The sequence below is a fragment of the Pseudomonas sp. 05N431 genome (assembly GCF_056397005.1).
Genome location: NZ_JBFTMN010000029.1, coordinates 1 through 20,769, shown reverse-complemented (window position 1 = coordinate 20,769; position 20,769 = coordinate 1). Strand labels below are relative to the sequence as shown.

The 20,769-nt window shown below is 59.6% G+C and carries 19 protein-coding genes; all 19 read right to left on the bottom strand.

What is annotated here, in order from left to right:
- Positions 1–113 precede the first annotated feature (113 nt).
- Complete coding sequence (gene fliD / locus AC1DIG_RS28140; RefSeq protein WP_477769947.1) at positions 114–1,562, bottom strand: flagellar filament capping protein FliD; 1,449 nt, start codon at positions 1,560–1,562, stop codon at positions 114–116.
- An 83-nt stretch (positions 1,563–1,645) separates the two neighbouring features.
- On the bottom strand, positions 1,646–2,002 hold the full coding sequence (locus tag AC1DIG_RS28135; RefSeq protein WP_477769946.1) for a flagellar protein FlaG: 357 nt from the start codon (positions 2,000–2,002) through the stop codon (positions 1,646–1,648).
- A 73-nt stretch (positions 2,003–2,075) separates the two neighbouring features.
- Positions 2,076–2,927, bottom strand: a complete 852-nt coding sequence (locus tag AC1DIG_RS28130) for a flagellin domain-containing protein (RefSeq protein WP_103315605.1) — start codon at positions 2,925–2,927, stop codon at positions 2,076–2,078.
- Between the two features lie 247 nt (positions 2,928–3,174).
- Positions 3,175–3,447 carry a hypothetical protein gene (locus AC1DIG_RS28125; RefSeq protein ID WP_477769945.1) on the bottom strand — a complete coding sequence of 91 codons (273 nt, stop codon included), beginning with the start codon at positions 3,445–3,447 and terminating at the stop codon, positions 3,175–3,177.
- Positions 3,444–4,736, bottom strand: a complete 1,293-nt coding sequence (locus AC1DIG_RS28120) for a motility associated factor glycosyltransferase family protein (RefSeq protein ID WP_477769944.1) — start codon at positions 4,734–4,736, stop codon at positions 3,444–3,446. Before AC1DIG_RS28120 ends, AC1DIG_RS28125 begins: the two co-directional genes overlap by 4 nt.
- A gap of 82 nt (positions 4,737–4,818) precedes the next feature.
- A complete protein-coding gene (locus AC1DIG_RS28115) occupies positions 4,819–5,745 on the bottom strand; it encodes a ketoacyl-ACP synthase III (protein WP_477769943.1) in 927 nt (308 codons plus the stop codon).
- Positions 5,746–5,971: 226 nt separating this feature from the next.
- The gene (pseI, locus tag AC1DIG_RS28110) at positions 5,972–7,024 is read right to left on the bottom strand and encodes a pseudaminic acid synthase (protein WP_477769942.1); all 1,053 of its coding nucleotides are present in this window, start codon (positions 7,022–7,024) and stop codon (positions 5,972–5,974) included.
- A gap of 1 nt (position 7,025) precedes the next feature.
- Positions 7,026–8,522 (bottom strand): UDP-2,4-diacetamido-2,4,6-trideoxy-beta-L-altropyranose hydrolase, encoded by a 1,497-nt coding sequence (gene pseG, locus AC1DIG_RS28105; RefSeq protein ID WP_477769941.1) that lies wholly within the window; start codon positions 8,520–8,522, stop codon positions 7,026–7,028.
- A complete protein-coding gene (gene pseF, locus AC1DIG_RS28100) occupies positions 8,519–9,226 on the bottom strand; it encodes a pseudaminic acid cytidylyltransferase (protein WP_477769940.1) in 708 nt (235 codons plus the stop codon). Before pseF ends, pseG begins: the two co-directional genes overlap by 4 nt.
- Positions 9,223–9,843, bottom strand: coding sequence for a pseudaminic acid biosynthesis-associated methylase (locus tag AC1DIG_RS28095; RefSeq protein ID WP_477769939.1), 621 nt, complete (start codon positions 9,841–9,843; stop codon positions 9,223–9,225). Before AC1DIG_RS28095 ends, pseF begins: the two co-directional genes overlap by 4 nt.
- 34 nt (positions 9,844–9,877) lie before the next feature.
- Positions 9,878–11,047 (bottom strand): UDP-4-amino-4,6-dideoxy-N-acetyl-beta-L-altrosamine transaminase, encoded by a 1,170-nt coding sequence (gene pseC / locus AC1DIG_RS28090; RefSeq protein ID WP_477769960.1) that lies wholly within the window; start codon positions 11,045–11,047, stop codon positions 9,878–9,880.
- 110 nt (positions 11,048–11,157) lie between these two features.
- The gene (locus AC1DIG_RS28085) at positions 11,158–14,088 is read right to left on the bottom strand and encodes a TIGR00180 family glycosyltransferase (protein ID WP_477769938.1); all 2,931 of its coding nucleotides are present in this window, start codon (positions 14,086–14,088) and stop codon (positions 11,158–11,160) included.
- A 55-nt stretch (positions 14,089–14,143) separates the two neighbouring features.
- Positions 14,144–14,872 (bottom strand): cephalosporin hydroxylase family protein, encoded by a 729-nt coding sequence (locus tag AC1DIG_RS28080; protein ID WP_103315594.1) that lies wholly within the window; start codon positions 14,870–14,872, stop codon positions 14,144–14,146.
- A gap of 25 nt (positions 14,873–14,897) precedes the next feature.
- Positions 14,898–15,563, bottom strand: a complete 666-nt coding sequence (locus AC1DIG_RS28075; RefSeq protein ID WP_477769937.1) for an acetyltransferase — start codon at positions 15,561–15,563, stop codon at positions 14,898–14,900.
- The gene (locus AC1DIG_RS28070; RefSeq protein WP_477769936.1) at positions 15,560–16,681 is read right to left on the bottom strand and encodes a DegT/DnrJ/EryC1/StrS family aminotransferase; all 1,122 of its coding nucleotides are present in this window, start codon (positions 16,679–16,681) and stop codon (positions 15,560–15,562) included. The genes AC1DIG_RS28075 and AC1DIG_RS28070 overlap by 4 nt, the downstream gene beginning before the upstream one ends.
- On the bottom strand, positions 16,678–17,904 hold the full coding sequence (locus AC1DIG_RS28065; RefSeq protein WP_477769935.1) for a methyltransferase domain-containing protein: 1,227 nt from the start codon (positions 17,902–17,904) through the stop codon (positions 16,678–16,680). The genes AC1DIG_RS28070 and AC1DIG_RS28065 overlap by 4 nt, the downstream gene beginning before the upstream one ends.
- A complete protein-coding gene (locus AC1DIG_RS28060; RefSeq protein WP_477769934.1) occupies positions 17,901–18,461 on the bottom strand; it encodes a dTDP-4-dehydrorhamnose 3,5-epimerase family protein in 561 nt (186 codons plus the stop codon). The genes AC1DIG_RS28065 and AC1DIG_RS28060 overlap by 4 nt, the downstream gene beginning before the upstream one ends.
- Positions 18,458–19,540 carry a CDP-glucose 4,6-dehydratase gene (rfbG, locus tag AC1DIG_RS28055; protein ID WP_477769933.1) on the bottom strand — a complete coding sequence of 361 codons (1,083 nt, stop codon included), beginning with the start codon at positions 19,538–19,540 and terminating at the stop codon, positions 18,458–18,460. Before rfbG ends, AC1DIG_RS28060 begins: the two co-directional genes overlap by 4 nt.
- Positions 19,522–20,295 (bottom strand): glucose-1-phosphate cytidylyltransferase, encoded by a 774-nt coding sequence (rfbF, locus tag AC1DIG_RS28050; protein ID WP_103315589.1) that lies wholly within the window; start codon positions 20,293–20,295, stop codon positions 19,522–19,524. The genes rfbG and rfbF overlap by 19 nt, the downstream gene beginning before the upstream one ends.
- Between the last annotated feature and the right edge of the window lie 474 nt (positions 20,296–20,769).

Here is a 20,769-nt window from a genome sequence, read left to right as displayed (position 1 = left end):
AACTCAAGGGCTCGTATAACCAATGTATCGTCTACGAGTCAAAAAACTTAAATTCAAAAGGCAAAAACCCGGCGCGTTAAAAACGCAGCCGGGTTTTTGGCGCTGGCTCAAGATTAGCCGCCGGACTTCTGTGCGTTCAAGGAGGTGAAGAACGAGGTGATACTGGTCGACGTTGCCTTCATCTGCCCGACCAACAGGTCCATGGCATTGTACTTGGCCGTCAGCGTCGCGGTCAGTTTGGTAACGCGCAAGTCCAACGCCACCTGCTGATTGCTCAGATCGTTTTTCTGCTGGTTCAGGCTGGTGGTGCGCTGATCAAGAATGCCACCGGTCTGCAAGTAAGGCTTGATCGCCGTACCCATTCGGGCCAGCAGGCCATTAGTGCTGTTGGTGCCGGTGAACAGCGTTTGAACCTGACTACTCAAGCCCTTGGTAGTCATCGCAGCAGTGAACTTGGTGGAGTCAAAGTTCAGCGTACCGAGCTTCTGATCGGTCGTGATGCCCAATTGCGACAACACCGCCAATTGCCCCCCAGGCCCGGGAGTCACCAACTGATTGCGAATATCGGCAATTATTGAACGAGGCACCGAGTCACCGGTCAGCGCAGCAGAGACGGTCAGCTTGCCATTGGCATCGGCCGAGGCCTGGGTCAGCGAGGTAACCGTTTTCACCAGCGTGTTATACGCGTCGACGAACGACTGTACCGCCGTCTGCAAACCGGTGGTATTGGTCGCCACGGTTACCGTCGAGGCCCCCGGCGCAACCAACGTCATGCTCAAGCCACCCACCGCCTGATTGACGGTATTGGTTTTGCTGGTGACTGCCAGACCATCAATCGTCAGGCTCGCATCAGCGGCCAGCGCACCGATCGTACCGGCACTGGCGGGATCAGGCATCGTCCCCCCGGTGGTCGACGAAGGATCAGGGATAGTCCCCATCATCTTGGTGCCGTCGATTTCCAGACCGGCAATACCACTGACAGTAAGGTCCGAACCCTTGCCGGTAGTAGTCGACCCGAGCACCAGACGCGAACCACTGCTGTCGGTGACGATGTTGGCCGTGATGCCTTTGGCCGTCAGCGTGGTGTTGATCGCGTCGCGAGTGGACTGGAGCGTCGCACCGGACGGGATAGTGACGTTGTAGGCAGTGCCATTTTGACTGATATTCAAAGTACCACTCGGAATGGCACTGGCAGCACCGCCTGCAAATGAAGCACTGGCAACTTTGGAACCGGTAGCCAGATTCTTCACATTAATGCTGTAAGTACCGTTGACCGCGGTGTTATCAGAAGTCACGGTCAAGGTTGCCGGAGTCGACGAGGTAGCCGCAAACCCGCCAAACGCAGGATTTGTCGAGCTATTGAGCTTATCCATGGCAGCCTGATAAGCAGCCAAAGCACTTTTCAGCGAACCCACACCGGAAATTTTCGAGGTATTGAGCGTGGTCTGCGTGGTGATCTGAGTCTGTTTGGCCGACTTGTCGCTGTTGACCAACGCTGTAACGATCGAACCGATATCCAGGCCGGAACCCAGACCTGTACCCGGTAAAATTGGACTTGCCATGTGCATCTCCCTTTCTGTCTGTCGCCAGTCTTTTGACCACTCACGCCGTCAAATCAGCGTACAAACACTATTCATGCCAGTAGTCAGGCTTTTGCATCAAACAAAACATTGCTCGCCGTACTCAAACTGTCCGCCAGCTTCAACGCTTCTTCGGAAGGGATTTGTCGCACCACCTCACCCGACTCAGTGGCAATCACCTTCACGACCACCCTGCCGGAAGCCTCATCGATAGAGAACTCCAGGTTGCGCTTGATCGACTGTACGAACTTCTCGATCTCTTGCACGGCCAGTTTCAGCTTCTGCGCGTCCGCGTCCTTACTTCCAGCCACAGCCTGAACACTGTCACTGCCGCTACGAGGTGCTGCAGCCGTTTTATCGACCGTCGTACTTGCCGGCTGAGCAGTCGGGTAAGACAAGTTCAGCTTCACGCTCATGTCCATATCCATCACCTCTTAACGTAAAAAGGCGAGAGAGCGCGACCAGCACACTCCCTCGCCAAAACTCATTCCGAAATTACTGAAGCAGCTTCAGTACAGCGGAAGGCAGTTGGTTGGCTTGAGCCAGAACCGAGGTGGAAGCTTGCTGCAGGGTTTGCTGCTTGGTCAGCTGAGCAGTTTCTGCTGCGAAGTCGGTGTCTTGTACGCGACCCAGTGCAGCGGTGGCGTTTTCGTTGACGTTCTGCAGGTTGGAGATGGTGCTGGTCAGACGGTTTTGCGAAGCACCCAGGTTTGCACGAACAGCACCAACAGAGGCGATTGCAGCATCGATTGCGGTGATTGCACCGTCGATGTTGGTAGCAGCAGTAGCACTGGTAGCACCGGTCAGAACAGTAGTACCGCTACCTACGGACAGGCTGACGGCGTCGAACTTGGTGCTCAGGGTCAGAGTGATCTGGTTGGCAGTACCGGTGTTGGAGCCCACTTGCAGGGTCATGCTGCCGGCGGAACCGTCCAGCAGGTTTTTGCCGTTCAGGTTGGTGGCCTGGGAAATACGGGTCAGCTCGTCGGACATCTGAGTGAATTCCGCGTTGGTCGCGGACTGGTCAGCAGTGCCGTTGGTGCCGTTACGTGCCTGGAGAGCCAGTTCACGCATACGTTGCAGAATGTTGGTAGTCTCTTGCAGAGCGCCTTCAGCAGTCTGAGCCATCGAGATGCCGTCGTTGGCGTTTTTGATAGCTACGGTCTGACCGCGGATCTGGCTGCTCATACGGGTAGCGATCTGCAGGCCGGCAGCGTCGTCTTTGGCGCTGTTGATTTTCAGGCCGGAAGACAGACGAGTCATGGAGGTCTGCAGAGCGTTAGCGGCATTGTTCAGGTTCTTCTGAACAGACAGAGAAGCGACGTTAGTGTTTACGCCTAAAGACATGGTGAATTCCTCGTTGGTTGGGTACTGCGGCTTCCGGCCCTGGCAACCGCCGGGTGTGGCCTAGAGAACCTTCGTAGTAGTTATCGTCGCGATTGCAGGTTGCTTGAGGGCTTTTTTTAAAATAATTGCCATCACACTGCCATCCCCGCGAAAACAAAGGCCTGCACGAGACCCACGAGAGAAAAATGACGCCAGGGAAATGCCGGCGACAGAAGAGCGAGGAGATCGCCCGGCCGGCAAAAACGGTTCAGAGGTGAGCGTGACTCGCGTCCAGCAAGTCGATCAATTCATACTCCATGGTGTCGGCCAGCCCCAACCAGTCCTGCGCCTCCTGGGAGGCCAGCATCGACATGAGCAATTGCGCCCACTGCAACTGGATATCTTCAGGGGCCTGACTCAAGAGGCCTTGCACCTTGTCGAACACATCGACCATGCTCAGCGCGGCCTCGACATCACGCCCCAGACGAAACAACCCGGCGCACTGCCGGCAATCGATAATGCATTGTGCAAGCCCGCTCATTGCACGAACTCCTGATTGAACGTCGTTCCCACAATCATCGCCCCCGCCCGGCTGCTGTTAAAAAAGCGCACCTGCGGATGCCCGGCGATGTAGCGCTCCAGCTCACACAGATAACTGCGGAAATTCAACTGCGTTCGGACCCGCTCCCCATTTCCATCGAGCACCCAATGCTTGGCCTGGTTCACGCCTGGCCCCAGATCGCCATCGTTCCAGCCGGCATGGGTTTTGTTCATCGGGAACGCAAAGTCGGCACCGAACAGGGTGATCCGGTCCGCGCCCATCTTCACCGCCAGGTCCACTGCCGGATGGATCACGCTGCCACCGACATACAGTTCAGCCTTGCTGATCTCCTGGCGAATAGCGGCATAGACCGGGCTGGCGGAATACCCGACATAACGCGTGCCCTGCCAGGCGTTCAACACCTGCGGGTCGCTCATGGGCAGGTACACCAGCGGGATGTTGTCGGAGTCCTCGGGTGGCAAGTGCCTGAAGCTTATTCGCCGGTCGATACTGACCACCAGATCCGGCCTGATGCCATGCTCGATCAACGGTCGATAGGCGGTATCGACGCTGATGAACAAGGGACGCTGATCGCGCTCGTGTATCGCCCGAAGCTGATCAAAGTGCTGCTCAAGGCTTGGCCCCGTGCCGATCACATAGACCTCCCGACCGGTACACGTCGCAAACAACTCGGCAACATCGCGATCACGACTGACGAGTTCACGACTCTCCTCCAACCGCTCAATGATCGCTGGAGACTGCGGATCGAACTCACGATTATTGAAGGTAAGGTGCACTTCGCTGATCAGCCGATCCCGGATCTTGGCATTGAAATCATCTGCCAGCAGCATCTCGGACGGTAACGCAAAAAACGGCAGGTGGATGTCCGACAAGTCGCCGGCGTAGATCAACTCGACCCGTGGATCACTGAGCCAGTGCCGCTGATCGAGCAACTGCAGCGTCAACGAGAAAATCGCGCCATTGAGGATATGCACGTACAAACGCTGAAGCTCGGCGTTTTCAAGCAGTACTGACTGCAAGTCACCCAGCCCTGTACCGTAGACATGCACCACCTCGCTTGCCGGCGGCAGACTGGCCGCTTGCAACCGCGCTTCACGCGTACGGTCATGGCGACTGGTGAGCTGGATACCGGCAATGCTCAGGGTCGAGCCCAATCCTTCCACCAGCTCAGCCTGAACCGCCGTACTGTCTTCAGTCATCAGCCGTACATGCAGCGCCGGCCAGCGACGCTCTATTACCTGGAAATTGTCTTCAACGCTGTCGCTCATGCTGCCTCGATTGTCATTCAGGCAAAAAAAATAGCGTCCAAGGTTACACTTTGGACGCTATTTTTATGCCACAGGATTTAGCTCAAGGACGATAAATAATCGCCGAACCCCACGAGAGCCCTACACCAAAACCGCTCAGCGCAACGCGCTTCCATTTGGAGTCGAGTACGTGTTTTTCCAACAGCAACGGAATGCTCGAAGACACGGTATTACCGGTCTCGACCATGTCCTTGATGAATTTCTCCGGATCACCTTCGAAGCGCCGCGCCACGGCGTCAACAATCGCCGCACTGCCCTGGTGAATGCAGAACGCATCGATATCGTCGTCGTGCAGGCCGGACTCATCGAGCAACTCGCGCAAATGTGCCGGGACTTTCAGCAATGCAAAGTTGAACACCTGACGACCGTTCATGAAGAACACCCCATCAGTGACTTTCAGGTGCGGCGCACCAGAACCATCGGTGCCGAACTTGGCCTTGCCCAACTGCCACGGAGCATCTTCGCCCATCCAGGTCGCGGTGGCGGCATCACCGAACAGCATGGTGGTGTTGCGGTCTTCGGGGTCGACGATTTTCGAATAAGGGTCGGCGGTCACCAACAGGCCGTTCTTCAGGCCCGCGGCTTCCATGAAGCCCTTGATCGCGTAGATGCCGTACACGTAGCCGGAGCAGCCCAGGGAGATATCGAAGGCGGCAACGGTGGTGGGCAGGCCGAGTTTGTCCTGAACGATCGCTGCGGTGTGCGGCAGACCTTCTTCGTCGCCGTTCTGGGTGACAACGATCAGCACGTCGATCGATTCGCGCTTGAGCGCCGGGTTGTTGGCAAACAACGTATTGACCGCTTCGACACACAGGTCCGAGGTTTCCTGCCCGGCGTCTTTACGCGGCAGGAAAGCGGAACCGATCTTGCCCAGGATGAATTCCTCATCCTTTTCGAATTTTGCACCTTGTGCGTAATTGTCCACGCCGGCTACAGGTACGTAGCTCGCAATGCTCTTTATGCCAATCATTACGGCTTCCCAATAATAAACAGCTGAATACCCCCGTTCGCACGAATCGAGGGGCGCCGACACATAGATTTTGCGTTGCCCGCAACGGGCAACCACGGAAAGCCTAAAGGGCTATCACTGAGCCGGTTACCGGCCAGGCGCCATCTTCCCGATCAATACAATACAGTGAAGATGCCCGTTATGACTCGCAGGTCACGCTATTTTCCGCAATCAGCCACACAAGCGCTCATTCGATCAGCGACCAGGCCAGCGCTGTGCCGCGCTTTAAAGGCCCGCGTGCACGTCGTCCGATAATGCTTTCAGCATGTTTGGGTGCAAGTCCCAGCCCCGGGCGAATGGCTCGCAGGTTCTCTGACGTGAACACCTCACCGGAGGCCATGTCTTGAGTTACGTACAGCGAACGACGATACACCAGCGACTTCTGCTCGGCCTCGGTGACGCCATAATGCACCTCGCCCATGGCCTGCCAGGCACGTTCGGTCTCGACCACCAGGCTGGCGAGTTCGGCTGGTTCCAGCGAGAAGCTCGCGTCGACGCCGCCGGCGGCCCGGTCCAGGGTGAAATGTTTTTCCACCACCGTCGCCCCAAGGGCCACCGCAGCCACCGAGACCCCGACGCCCATCGAATGATCGGACAGCCCCACTTCGCAACCAAACAGCTCGCGCAGATGTGGAATGGTTCGCACATTGCTGTTGGCAGGCGTGGCCGGGTAAGTGCTGGTGCATTTGAGCAGCACCAGGTCCTTGCAGCCGGCTGCACGTGCCGCGCGCACGGTTTCATCCAGCTCGGCGATGCTGGCCATGCCGGTGGAAATGATCAGCGGCTTACCAGTCGCGGCGACCCGACGAATCAGGGGCACGTCGGTGTTTTCGAAACTGGCGATCTTGTAGGCCGGCACGTCGAGGCTTTCGAGGAAATCCACGGCGGTCTCATCGAAGGGTGTCGAAAACGCCAGCATGCCCAACTCTTTGGCTCGGGCAAAGATCGGTGCATGCCATTCCCACGGGGTATGCGCCTTCTCATACAGCGCATACAACGAAGTGCCGGCCCACAGGCTGTTGGGGTCCTTGATGAAAAACTCACCTTGATCCAGATCCAGGGTCATGGTGTCGGCGGTGTAGGTTTGCAATTTCAAGGCATGCGCGCCTGCCTTGGCCGCCGCTTCGACGATCTGCAACGCAACTTCCAGCGACTGGTTATGGTTGCCACTCATCTCGGCGATGATGAATGGCGGCGCATCGGCACCGATCATGCGGTCGCCAATCTTGAAGCTGGTCATGTCAGTGTTCCTTCAATACGCGCGTAAACGCGCAAGCGCTCTGGGTAAACCCGGCTTCGCGAAACAGGCTCAGCGACGGCCGGTTGGCAGGCAACACCTGCGCGGTGATGCTGCGTACTTGCGGCCAATGGGCGGTCACGAAGGCTTCGCCGCGGGCCAGCAGCGCCCTGCCCCAGCCCAGACCGAAACGACCTTCGAACAAATAAATCGAGACTTCGGCGCTCACCCCTTCAAGGTCGTAGCGCAACACGCCAACCGGGCCATCACCGGCTTCGGCAATCAACAGCAAGCGCTGCTCATTGCTCAAACTCGCGGCCAGCCAGGCCTGGTGCGCTTGCCAGTCGATGCTGCGGCTGTCCAGCGACCAGCGCCGTACCGCCTCGGCATTACGTCCGTCAAACAACAGGCGCGCATCATTCTGCGTTGCCTTGCGCACCGGCAGCACGGCACCGACCAGCGCTGCCGCGACCCGCTGCGCACCACGGCCATCGACCAGTTGCCGGGAACGTTCGGCCAGACTCTGGCGCAAGCCCTGATTGCCAGTGACAAAACCGATGGCCTGGCGCAGTTGCTCGACGCTGACCTGCTCCCGCGCACCAAGGAAAACATGGGCGCCCGAAGTCGCCATGACCTCGCCATTGGCCTGCTGATTGTTCGACACTGCAATGCAAATCGTCGGCAGCCCCATGGCCGCCCGCTCCCAACTGGTGCCGCCACCGGCACCGATAAACAGGTCGGATTCGGTCATCAGCCGGTAAAAGTCGCTGGCAAAACGCTGTAAACGCCAGTTCGGGCGACTGGCCGCCAGCGCCTGCATCTGCTCCCACGCCGGGTTGTCGGCACCGGCGACGAAGTCGACTTCCAGCTCAGGGAAATCGGTCAACGCGAGCATCGCATGGTGAGTCTGCCTCGCCGCATCGAAGCCCCCGAAGTTAACCAGTACGCGCTTGGCCCGGGGTTTGATTTCAATCGCAGGACAGCAGAACTCATCGCGCAACATGGCGAAGCGCGGACCCAGCAACGTCTGGCATCCGGGGGCAAGCAGCGAAGCATAAGCCTCTGGCGTGCCGGAAAGATTCTGGTTGAGCAGCAGATCGACGCTATAGGTGCGTGTCGCCAGATCATCCACTGCGCCGATCCGTGGCGCCCAGCGGCGGGCGGCGGTCTGCCAGTGGTGATCGAGGCCGTAATGGTCGGCAATGATCCAGTCAAACGCCGCCTGCAGCTCCAGAGCTTGCCCCAGCGCGGCGATGTCCGCCTGCCACGGCAGCAGGCTCTCGATGGCTTGCTGCGGGTCTTCGTCGGGATAGCGCTCCGGCAGTGCGAAGGTTTCAAAGCCTTCAGCGGCGAGACTGTCGAGCCGATGCCCCGGCAACCGTCGACAGGCGAATGCCACGTGCACGCCCATCCGGCGCAAGGCTCTGGCCAAGGTCAGGCAGCGGGCAATGTGGCCGCTGCCAATGGTCGGCGAGGCGTCGGAACGGATCAGCACTCTCATTGCAATTCACCGCCAGCCTTCAGCGCGGCGTACAGGTACTCGGCGCGTTTCCAGTCTTCGAGGGTATCGATGTCTTGCACCAGATAGCGCGGCAGGATCACCGGCAGGCTCTGGGTTGAATACAACACATCGCCGCGCAACCAGGCACTGCTGCGGCCCCAATAGAACTGCCCGGCGTCCTGATAGGCCGGTGGCAAATCCTGGGAGCGCGTATTACGAAATTCCGGGTACAACGCGCTCAAGGCACCCTGATCGTCCAGGGTCAGGGCACGCTGCACCGGAAAACCGAAGTCGCACACCGAGAACGCGAACGACTTGTCCGGGCGCTGTTCCAGCCGCTGCAAACCCTGTTGCAGAAACCGCGTTTGCAGCAGGGGCGCGGTGGCGTAAATGCAACAAGCGTAATCAAAGTCGCCGCCCTGTCGACGCAGCTCTTCCAGTGCATGGACAATCACCGCCGCCGTGCCGGTGAAATCATCGGCCAGGGTTGCCGGACGCATAAACGGCACCTGCGCACCACTGGCGCGGGCCACGTCAGCAATTTCGTCATCGTCGGTGCTGACCACCACCTGGGCGAACAACCCCGAATCGAGAGCGGTTTTAATCGAACGGACAATCATCGGCACGCCGTCGAATGGCTTGAGGTTCTTGCGCGGTATGCGTTTGCTGCCACCGCGGGCCGGGATAATTGCGATCGCACTCAAGGGCGTTTTTCCAACAGAAACCAGTTGATGTCGTCCGTCGGGAACTGCGGGTCGCGTCGATAGCTGAAGCCGTAGTCAAGCAGTTGCAGATCGCTGTAGCGGTCGAGCATTTCCCCGGCAAAATCGCGTTTGAACAACTTGCCGCTGTTGCCACGATAAGACACTTCAACCGGTACCGGGTTGTAATACTCGGCAATCAGGATATACCGCCGGCTCAGTTCATAGAGCTGTGCATAGGCCGCCGGCAACAACTCCGGCGCCAGGTGAATCAATACGCCTTTGCTCAAGGTCAACTCGAAAGACTGCTCGCGAGGAAAGTCGAACAGCGACCCCTGCCAGACTTCCGCAATTCCCAGGGCCCGCACCTGCTCGCAGGCCTTGGCGTTGATCTCGACGCCCTGCAAGGCACAGCCAGGCAACAGCTGATGCAAGGCGCGCAGGTTGTTGCCGGTATTGGTGCCCAACTCCAGCAGACTGTCGAGGCGCGTGGTTCTCGCCAGCGCCTTGGAAAACAACGCCAGGTTAGCAGCGATCAATGCCTGTCCCTGGTTGCGAGCCACATACTCATCGCCAAACTCGCCCTGCCAGAAAACTTCCTGCTCGCTTAACTTACGCATGTTTCTCACTCGTCATCGGGTCACGGAACGTCGTTTAACCGACGATACTTCGAAGTTGTTCAACCACATAATCCTGCTGCTCATCGCTCAGAAGCGGGAACAGCGGCAAGCTGACTGCCTCGCTGAAATAACGTTCGGCTTCTGGGAAATCACCTTCTTCAAAGCCTAACTTGCGGTAATACGGCTGCAGGTGCACGGGGATATAGTGCAGGTTCACACCGATCCCGGCAGCCCTCAGCGTATCGAATACTTCGCGTTGCGTGACGCTGATCTCGTCAAGCCGCAAACGCACCACGTACAGATGCCACGCTGATTCAGCACCCGCCTGGGCGACCGGCAATACCAGCGGCAAATCCGCCAGTAACCGGTCATAACGGGCGGCCAATTGACGTCGCTTGCCGACGAAGCTGTCAAGCCTGGCCATCTGTGACAACCCCAATGCCGCGTGCAGGTCGGTCATCCGGTAATTGAAGCCCAACTCCAGTTGCTGGTAATACCACAGGCCGTGATCGGGCACCTCCATCTGCGCCGGATCACCGGTGATCCCATGGCTGCGCAAACGCCGCAAGTGCTCGGCCAGTTCCGGGCGATTGGTCAGCACCATGCCGCCTTCGGCCGAGGTGATGATCTTCACCGGATGAAAGCTGAAAATCGTCATCGCCGCAAACTCGCCACAGCCCACCGGCCGCCCGAGATACGACGCGCCCACCGCATGGGAGGCATCCTCAATCAGGGTGAAAGCATAACGCTCGGCCAGCGCAGCCAGGGTGCGCATGTCGCAGCTCTGACCGGCAAAAGCCACCGCCACAACGACCTTGGGTAATTGTCCGGCGGCCTCGGCAACTTCAAGTTTCGCTGCCAGCAAACGGGCGTCGAGGTTCAGGGTCAGCGGATCGATGTCGACAAAGTCCACCTCGGCCCCACAGTAACGCCCACAGTTAGCGGACGCGACGAAGGTATTCGGACTGGTCCACAACCGATCCCCCGGCCCCAACCCTGCCGCCAGGCAGGCAATGTGCAACGCCGCCGTGGCATTGCACACGGCGACCGCGAATTGCGCCTGGCAATGCTCGGCCATTGCGTTCTCGAAACGCGCAATGGTTGGCCCTTGGGTCAGCCAGGGCGATTGGAGCACCTGTACCACCGCATCGATATCCGCTTGCTCGATGCTCTGGCAACCATAAGGAATCTGATAGGTCAGCATGACCGGAACCCGATCATCCATACCCCATCCAGACATGCCCGATGGCTACCGGAGCTGGAAATCAATTTGCCATTGAACATGTGTAGTGCCCTTCTGCCGTTACGCCAGACTTAAACCAGCAACCGCGCCCAATCCACGCTGGTCGGATTGCCAAGGGTGAAACCCTTGCCGGTCAGGGCGAGGTTCTTGTTGTACGCCAGATCGTGCTGGAACGGCCCGGCCCATTTTTCACGCAAGGCTGCAAGCGCCTGTGGTGCATCGGGCAAGGTGCCTGGATGGATGACCTGCACTTGCGGCGTCCACACCACCAGATAACCAGCCTGACCGGCCTTGAGGCACAGGTCGACATCGCCGTAGGCGTCGGCGAACGCGTGTTCGTCCAGCCCGCCAACCTCGTCGAACAGCGCTTTGCGGATCATCAGGCACACCGCCGAGACGGCGGAATAATTCTGCTCCAGCACCAGACGATTCAGGTAGCCCTTGGCATCCTTCGGCTCGCCGACGAAGGCCGAACCGACGCCATCGTTCATGCCCAGAATCAGCCCGGCCTGAGTCACTTTGCCGTCGCGATCCAGCAGCTTGGCGCCGACCACGCCAACTTCCGGGCGCTGGGCCTGGTTGAGCAGGGAATCGAGCCAGTTCGGGTTGACCACTTCACTGTCCGCCGCCAGCAGCACCAGGTATTCACCCTGGGCCTGCTGACTGGCCTCGTTATACAACGCCGACAGACTGAGACGCTCGTGCGCCCGCAGGACTTGAATCTTGTCGCCCGGCTGCCCGAGGCCATCCAGCCATTGCCGGAGGTCCGGCGACTGGCTCGCGTTGTCGGCGATCAGCACTTCGTAACGGGTGTAGCGGGTTCGTTGCACAATGCCGGTCAGGCACCGTTGCAACTGCTCCAGATTGTCCTGGCTGGCCACGATGATCGACACCAGCGGACGCTCGGTGTGACGGTAATCGATTTGATAAGTACCAGGCTCGGCGGAGCTGATTTGCGCCTTGTAGCCACGGGTTGCGAGATGGCGAATCAACGCCTGACGCTCGTGGACATTGTCTTCCAGCACCGGCGCCCGGGCGATCAGCAACGGTTCGTCCAGATGAGCCAGCCAGGCCAGGCCGCCCTGCTCGATGATGCGCAGCAGCAGGTCGAACTCCAGCGCCTTGCTGAAGTCGGCCTGGTAACCGCCCGCCTCCAGCAGCACATCCTTACGGATCAGCCAATGCCGCGCCATCAGCGCTGGCAGGCTTTGCAGCAAATCGAGGTTGAAGCCTGGGCGGAACACATCGATCAGTGCGCCAGTGGAGTCACGCTGAATCTCATCGGCTGCGACCGCTCGGCACTCAGGCGCTGCTTGCAACTCCAGACCTGCGCGCAACAAACCGCCAGCAGTGAACTCGTCCCCCGCCTCGGTCAGCAGCAACCAGTCGCATGGCGATTGACGTGCGATCTGATTGAGCTTGTCGACATAGTTGGCCGGGGTCACCCGAACAAAGTGCAGCGTGTTGTGTACCGTCGTTGCCGCCAGCGGCTCGCCCGTGGTGAACACCACGATCTTGAAGGCGTGGTTGTGACCTTCCAGCAGACTGTCGAGGGTGATCTGTAGCTTGGCCGCGTCGTTGTCCAGATCCAGCACCAGAATGCCGAACTGTGGACCACCGTTGTGGGCAGCCAGATAACGCGACGTCGCAGCGACTTCGTCAGCGTCCGGGCTACGCGCCGCCAACCACTTGAGCAGGCGACCGGAGCGCATGGCACCGAACACCTCGTCATTGCCTTCAGTCGATACCGCGTCCAGACGCGCGGCCCAGGCAGACATGTCCCGCGCATCATCCGCTTCGCCCAGAAGCTCCAACTGCTGCGCCAGACGCTTGACCACCTGACGGTTGAACGGGTTGCTGCCGTACGCGTACCCCAGGCGCTCGACGACGCTTTCAGGGGTGTCGTTGTTGCGTGGCCGCATCATGTCGGCCTGCATCGCCCAGATACCTTCGAGCCCCTGAAGCTGAACGCGGCCGGCCGGCATGGCGTGCAGCAGAAATTCAAACTGGCTCAACAGGTCGAAGAACTTTTGATTGTAGAAAGGCATTTCAACGTATTGCAAAAGCCCGAACTGGCGGTCCGGCCCCTTCTGCACATTGTTCCAGCGCGACTCGAAAATCGGCTCGGCAGTCAACGCCCGACGGTTGCGCAGGCTGTCGGCCAGCGCCTCGAAACTGTCCAGTGCCAGTTGCCTGGCCTGCTCCGCGTCAAGACCGGTGCGGGTACTCGGCAACGTCGCCAGCAATTGGGCGAACGCTTCACGGTCCGCTACCGATTTGGCATCGGCGAGGGTCAGGGTGCTGTAAATCTCGGTGTTGTGTTCCGACTCAAGGTAATTGACCTCTCGCACCACATACGGGATCGGCAGAATGCGCGCCTTGGCCATGGCCAGCATGTAGTACGCATGGCCGATTTCCTGCCATTCGAAGATGGTGTCTTCCGGCATGAGCGCGTACCAGTCACGCAACAGCTCGGTGCGGTGAACCGCATAGAACGGCGGGATGTACTGATGCATGAAGTCGATTACCCGGTCCTGCGCGCGCTCGGACGAATAGTCTTCACAGACCTTCTTGTCCCGACGGTAGTAGCTCACGCTGTTGGCCAGGGTCAGGTACATCAGGCAATAGCCATGGCACATGCCGTAATCCGGATGTTCTTCCAGGAACGACACCGAAGCGTCGAGGGCATCATGCACGATGAAGTCATCGTCGGCGGCAAACACCATGTAGGGCGTGGTGACTTGCTGCACGCCGTAGTCGAGTTTGGCCCGAATGCCCCAGTAACCGTATTGCGGCAGGTGTTGATAGTCGACCGAGGGGTACACGCCGTCGATGCCATCGGTGGCCTGGGTCGAAGAGTCCAGCACCAGAATCCTGCAAGGCAAGGTGCTGTAGAACTTCACCGCCCGGCGCGCAAAGGCCGGTCGGTTGTGGGTGATGAGTACCACCGTCAACAACTCGTTCAATGGTAATCCGCTTTCAGAACCGCACTTGCCTTGCATAATTTTTCCCCACAACCGGCGTATCGCCCGATGAACTCAACAATGATGTCGTTGCTTAACGAACCCGACGCAGATAGCCGTCCGGCGCCACGGTGATCAGCAGCTTGCTGTGAATCCGCGCATCGATTTCAAAATCGCGGTTTTCTTCCAGGTAGGCCCAGACCGCAGTTTTCGGGTTATCGCCCTTGCCCCACGGACGATCCGGGAAGGCGTCTTCCGGCATGTCCTCGACCACGGTGTCCATCACCACGCAGTAACTGCCGACCGACACCAGCGGTGCATACAGACGCAGCTCTTCCAGCACATGTTCGTGGGTGTGGTTGGAGTCCAGAACCACCAGCACTTTCTTGCCGGCCACCCGCGCACGCACTTCTTCAACGATGGCCGGATCGATGCTCGAACCCTGGATCATGCTGATCCGGCGCGCCATCGGGTGGGCTTCAATGGCTTCGCGGTTGTGTTGACGAATGTCGATGTCCACACCCAACACTTCGCCGTGGCCGATCAGTTCCAGCATCGAGGCGTAAAACACCAGGGAGCCGCCGTGGGCGATGCCTGTTTCGACGATCACATCCGGGCGCAGGTCCCAGATGATTTCCTGCATGGCGACCATGTCCTGGGGAAACTGAATGATCGGCCGGCCCATCCAGCTGAAGTTGTAGGTGTATTTGTGCTTGGCCGTGACACCGACCCAGTCCAGCGACTCGGACTGAAGTTTTTTGTCCTGCTGCAAGCCTTCGATGTTCTGGCTTACTTCTTCGCGAAACTGCTCATGAGGATTCATGCAAACGCTCCGATACGGGGTGTTGTTAGTTGAAAACCCGACCGTCCCGATAAGGGACAGCCTGAGTCTTGATAATTCGTGCGGGATTGCCGACGACGACGGCATAGTCGGGAACGTCCCGGGTGACCACGGCGCCGGCGCCGACCGTTGCCCAGCGGCCAATCCGCAAACGCGGAAGAATGGTGGCGTTGGTGCCGATGAAAGCGCCGTCACCCACTTCGACGCAGCCGGCGATGGCTACGCCGGGTGCCATGAATACGCTGTGCCCGATCCGGCCTTCGTGCCCGACCAGGCTGCCGTAGCTGATGCTGCTGTTATCGCCCAGGGACACTTCGGCCTGAATGATCACGCCTTCCTGGAGATAGTTGCCGGTGCCCATGCGCGTCATGCTCAAATCGATGCCGGGGTGCAGGAAGTTGCCCAGTGTTCCGCCGGCGTCGATGATCTGCCGTGTCGTCTCGTAACGGGTTTTGGTGTCGCGGGTGATCAGGTTCACGAAGTGCGTGTCGGGGCCTTTCAAGTCAGCCACACGCTCTACCCCACCGATCACCGGCACACCATGAAACAGCGTGCCGTGCTTGGCTGCATCGTTGTCTAGAAAGGCAAATTCCACAGCCGGGTTGGCCCGTTTGACGGAGCCGATCATGCGCACTGCTTCAGGGTTCGCCGCGCCCAACAGGTAGACCTTCACAGCACATTCCTTTGCTGGCAGACCGTGCGAATCACCTCGATCACCCGCTGCTGATCGGTGTCAGTCATGTCGTGGTAACTCGGCAGATTGATCGCCCGTTCCGACAGCGAAAACGCCGTCGGTGTGTGCACTGGTTTATCGGCAAACATCGGCAGCGCCGACAATGGCCAGAAAAACACCCGCGCATCGATATCCGCTGCTTGAAAGGCTTCGATCAACAGCTCCCGGGTAATACCGGTGCTTTCATGGAACACTACCGTGGGCATCCAGTAACCGTTCCTGGAATGCTCCGGCTGCGGGTTCATGGACAGCAACGGGATGTCCAGCAGTCCCTCGGCATACCGATTGAAGATCGCGCGCTTGCGGGCGATCAGCTCATCGACACGTTCGATCTGGGCGCAACCGATGGCGGCCTGCAGATTGCTCATCTTGTATTTGAAGCCGATGAAATCCGGCCAGAACTGACGCGTACTACCACTGACCCGACCGTGGTTGGAGAGTGTCAGCACTCGTTCGTACAGCGCCTTGTCCGAGGTCACGAAAATCCCGCCTTCCCCGGTGGTCATGGTCTTGGTGCCATGAAAGGAGAAGGCGCCGAAGGCCCCCAACGAACCCGCGGCTTTACCACGCCATTGCGAGCCGATGGCTTCGGCAGCGTCTTCGATGACCGCAATCCCGTGCTCGCGACCGATCGCAAGCAGCGCGTCCAGATCACACAGGTTGCCGTACAAATGCACCGCCACGATGGCTTTGGTCCGTGGCGTAATGGCTTGCCGAACCTGCTCCGGGTCCAGACACCAGCTGTCCGGCAACACGTCGACAAAAACCGGGGTCGCGCCCAGGTAATCGATAGGGGCCGCCGAGGCGATCCAGTTGGTATTGGCCAGAATCACTTCATCGCCCGGACCGATCCCCAATGCGGCCATGCCCATGTGCAAGGCGCCGGTGCAGCTGGAGGTCGCGATGGCATAGGGCACGCCCATGTGCTGCGCGAAGGATTTCTCGAAACGCGTGATGTATTCGTAGCAACGCTCGCCCCAGCCATGCTGCACAGCATCCAGCACGTACTTGGCTTCCAGCTCGCCCACACTGGGCTTGGTGTAGTGAATTCGGCTCATCTGAAGCTCAACTCCGGAATGGCAACGACAAAACGCCCGCCCCAACTGCGGACAACCGCGTATTGCTGGGTGATCTCGTCCAGCAGGTTCCATGGCAGCACCAGGACATAGTCCGGCTTCTCGATTTCAATCCGCTCGGGAGACACCACCGGAATGCGACTGCCCGGCAAGAACTTGCCTTGCTTGTGCGGGCTGGCATCCGCCACCCAGGCGAGCAGGTCTGGCTTGACCCCGGCATAGTTGAGCAAGGTGTTGCCTTTGGCAGCGGCGCCGTAACCGACTACGCGCTTGCCCTCGGCCTTGGCCTGCAAGAGGAAACGCAGCAGTGCGTGTTTGATCTGTTCCGCGGCCGGGGCCAGGGTCGTGTAGTAGGCAGCGGTTTTCACCCCGGCCGCCTGCTCGACCTGCAACTGTTGTTGCACTGCAGGCGTTACTTCACGGCGCACACCCTCGGCACGCTGCACGAACACCCGCAGCGATCCGCCATGGGTCGGTAGCTCGCTGACATCGAAGACTTCCAGGCCATTGCGCTCGCACAAACGCTGTACGGCGGTCAGCGACAGATAGGAATAGTGCTCGTGATAAAGGGTGTCGAACTGCTGCCCGGCCATCAGCGTCAGCAACTGCGGAAACTCGAACGTTGCCACGCCCGTGGGCTTGAGCAGCGTCGCGAAACCGCTGAGGAAATCATTGATGTCCGGCACATGCGCCAGCACATTGTTGGCGGCCATCAGGTCCGCGCCCCAGCCCTCACTCAGCAACTGCGAGGCGCTGTCGCGGCCGAAAAACAGCTCGCGTATATCCAGGCCTTTTTCCCGCGCGGCCTGTGCCGTGCTGCGGGTCGGCTCGACGCCGAGGCAACGGATACCGCGTTGTGCAACGTACTGCAGCAAGTAGCCATCGTTGGCGGCAATTTCCACCACACGGCTGTCGGCGGTCAGCCCGAAACGCTCGACCATCTCGGCCACATACCGCTCGGCATGGGCCAGCCAGGTGCTGGAAAAGGAACTGAAGTACGCATAGTCGGCATCGAACAGACTGTCAGCGCGGGTGTAGTCCTCGGTCTGCACCAGCCAGCATTCCTGGCAGACCGCGACTTTCAACGGGACCCACTGCTCGGCCTGTTCCAACTGCTCGGCCCGCAGGTATGCGTTGGACGGCGGCGAGGTGCCCAGATCGATCAACGGCAACGCCAACGGGGTGCCGCAACCTCGGCAGTTCATAGACGCACTCCAGGGAATTGGTCATCCAGCCAGGGATGGGCGGCATCCCGGGTCGACAGATTTTTGACAGGCTCGGGCCAGGCAATCGCCAGGCGCGGATCAAGCACCGACAAGCCGCCCTCGTGATCCGGGGCGTAATCGGCGCTGTGCAAATAGAGCAGCTCGGCATCCTCGCTCAAGGTCTGAAAGCCATGGGCGAAACCAGCAGGAATCAACAGGCTGCGACCATCACCGGCACGCAGGTGCTCGGCGTGCCACTGCAAGAAGGTCGCCGAATCCGGTCGCAGGTCGACCGCCACGTCCCAGACTTCACCGCGCAGGCAGGTGATCAGTTTGGCTTCCGGGGCCAGGGCGTTCTGATAATGCAAACCGCGTACGCTACCGCGCTCGCGGGTGCAGGACTGGTTGATCTGACGAATATGGAACGGCTCGCCAAAGGCGCTCAGGCTGCCCTCGCAGAACAACCGGGCGAAGTGCCCGCGCTGATCTTCATGACGTTTGTGCTGAACACTGAACAAGCCCTGGAGAGGCAACGCACTGATGCGAAATTCGCTCACTGCAGCCCCCGATACTGGTTCAGCTGGTTCAGGGTGATGGCACGCATGTCGTCGCCATTTTCCCAGGCCAGGTGCCAATCCAGGGTATGCGTCAGGCAGTCCTGCAACGACCAGCGCGGCCGCCAGGCCAACAACTGACGGGCGCGACTGCTGTCCAGGCGCAACAGGCCAGCCTCATGCAACTCACTCGGTTCGACGCGCAAACCGCGCGCGTGCGGCCAGCGTCTGGAGAGCAGCTCGACCACTTCACCGACACTGCACATGTCGCCTTCACTCGGTCCGAAGTTCCACGCACCGGCGAATTGCGGACCGTGCTCATACAAGCCCGCCGCCAGTTGCAGGTAACCGGCCAGCGGTTCCAGCGCATGCTGCCAGGGGCGTACGGCTTGCGGATAACGCAGGGTCACCGGCTCATTCGCCGACCACGCCTTGAGCACATCGGGAATCAACCGTTCCGGGGCGAAGTCACCGCCACCGAGTACATTCCCGGCACGCGCCGTGGCCAGTGCCAGACCGTGTTCGGCATGCCGTTCGGCCGGGAAAAATGAGGCTGCGTAAGACTGCGCCAACAATTCGCAACAGGCCTTGCTGCTGCTGTAAGGATCATGGCCGCCAAGGGCTTCGTTCTCACGATAGGGCCACAGCCATTCCTGATTGGCGTAGACCTTGTCGGTGGTCACCAGCACACAGGCGCGCACCCCGCCGACCTGGCGAATCGCTTCCAGCAGATTGAGCGTGCCCATGACGTTGCTCGAGTATGTCCCGAGCGGATCGCGGTAGCCTTCGCGCACCAGCGGCTGCGCCGCCAGATGCAGGACGATTTCTGGCTGAGCCTCGGCGATCAGCTCCAGCAACGCCCCCAGGTCACGCAAGTCACCGCGCTGATCGTTGATGCCTTCAGCAACACGCGCCAGTTCGAACAGACTCGGTTCGGTGGACGGGTCCAGGGCAAAGCCTGTGACCTCAGCCCCCAGGCTTTGCAGCCACAGCGTCAACCAACTGCCTTTGAAACCGGTGTGACCGGTGACCAGTACCCGCTTGCCGCGCCAGAACTGCGAACTCAGTCCCACTGCTTCCATGGGGCCTCCCCGCTCTGCCACAGGTGCTCCAGATGATTCTTGTCACGCAGGGTGTCCATCGGGTGCCAGAAACCGTCGTGCTGGAAAGCGTTCAGTTGCCCCTCGGCCGCCAAGGTCATCAGCGGTTCGGATTCCCAGACCGTCTCGTCGGCTTTGATCAGCGACAGCACTTTGGGCGACAAGACAAAGAAGCCACCGTTGATCCAGCCGCCATCACCGCGAGGCTTCTCGGTGAAACCGCGCACCAGATCACCGTCGCGCTCCAGCGCGCCGTAACGTCCGGGCGGCTGTACCGCCGTAACCGTCGCCAGCTTGCCGCTGCTCAAGTGAAAATCCACCAGCGCGCCAATATTCAGGTCCGAAACACCGTCGCCATAGGTAAAGCAGAACGCTTCCTGATCTTCCAGATAGCGGCTGGCACGACGCAAACGGCCACCGGTCATGGTCTCTTCGCCGGTGTCGATCAAGGTGACACGCCAAGGCTCGCTGTAGTTCTGGTGAACGTCCATGCGGTTGTTGGACATGTCGAAGGTGACGTCAGAGGTGTGCAGGAAGTAGTTGGCGAAGAAGTCCTTGATCGCGTAGCCCTTGTAGCCGAGGCAAATCACGAAGTCGTGAATTCCGTGTGCGGAATACTGCTTCATGATGTGCCAGAGAATTGGCTTGCCGCCGATCTCGATCATCGGCTTGGGCTTGAGGTGCGACTCTTCACTGATCCGCGTGCCCAGGCCACCCGCCAGAATAACTGCCTTCATCTTGTCCCCTCTTGTTCGTCACAGGGCCAGCCCAAGCCCTGCAAGGCTTTGCGACCGTCTGGATAAATCGTATGAGGCTGCACCCATCACCTTCTGGCTGCAGCGCACATGCTCGATTTATGGCGATTTTGAGGGGGACTTGCAGGAAACGCGCCAGCTAGCGCTGACACGAGAACTGGAGCTGACGCAGGCGGCGATCTTTTGATTGTGCCTTGAAAAGATCGTCCGAACGCGGCCCGAGCCTGCATCAGCTACGGATATCAACCGCCCGCAATGAAGTGGCTCGCCTTAACCACTCAACAGGCCGAGCGTTAGCTCGCCTGCCGCTGTTGATCTTGATCCACCCGCCCCTATCGGGAGGCCGAGTGGAGGTGTTCATCAGGGGGTGGGCGCGCAGCGCCGTACGGCGCAGCCGGACACATCGAGAGGAGGTCGTCGCGAAGCAGACCGTAGGCGATGCCCCCTGATGAATGC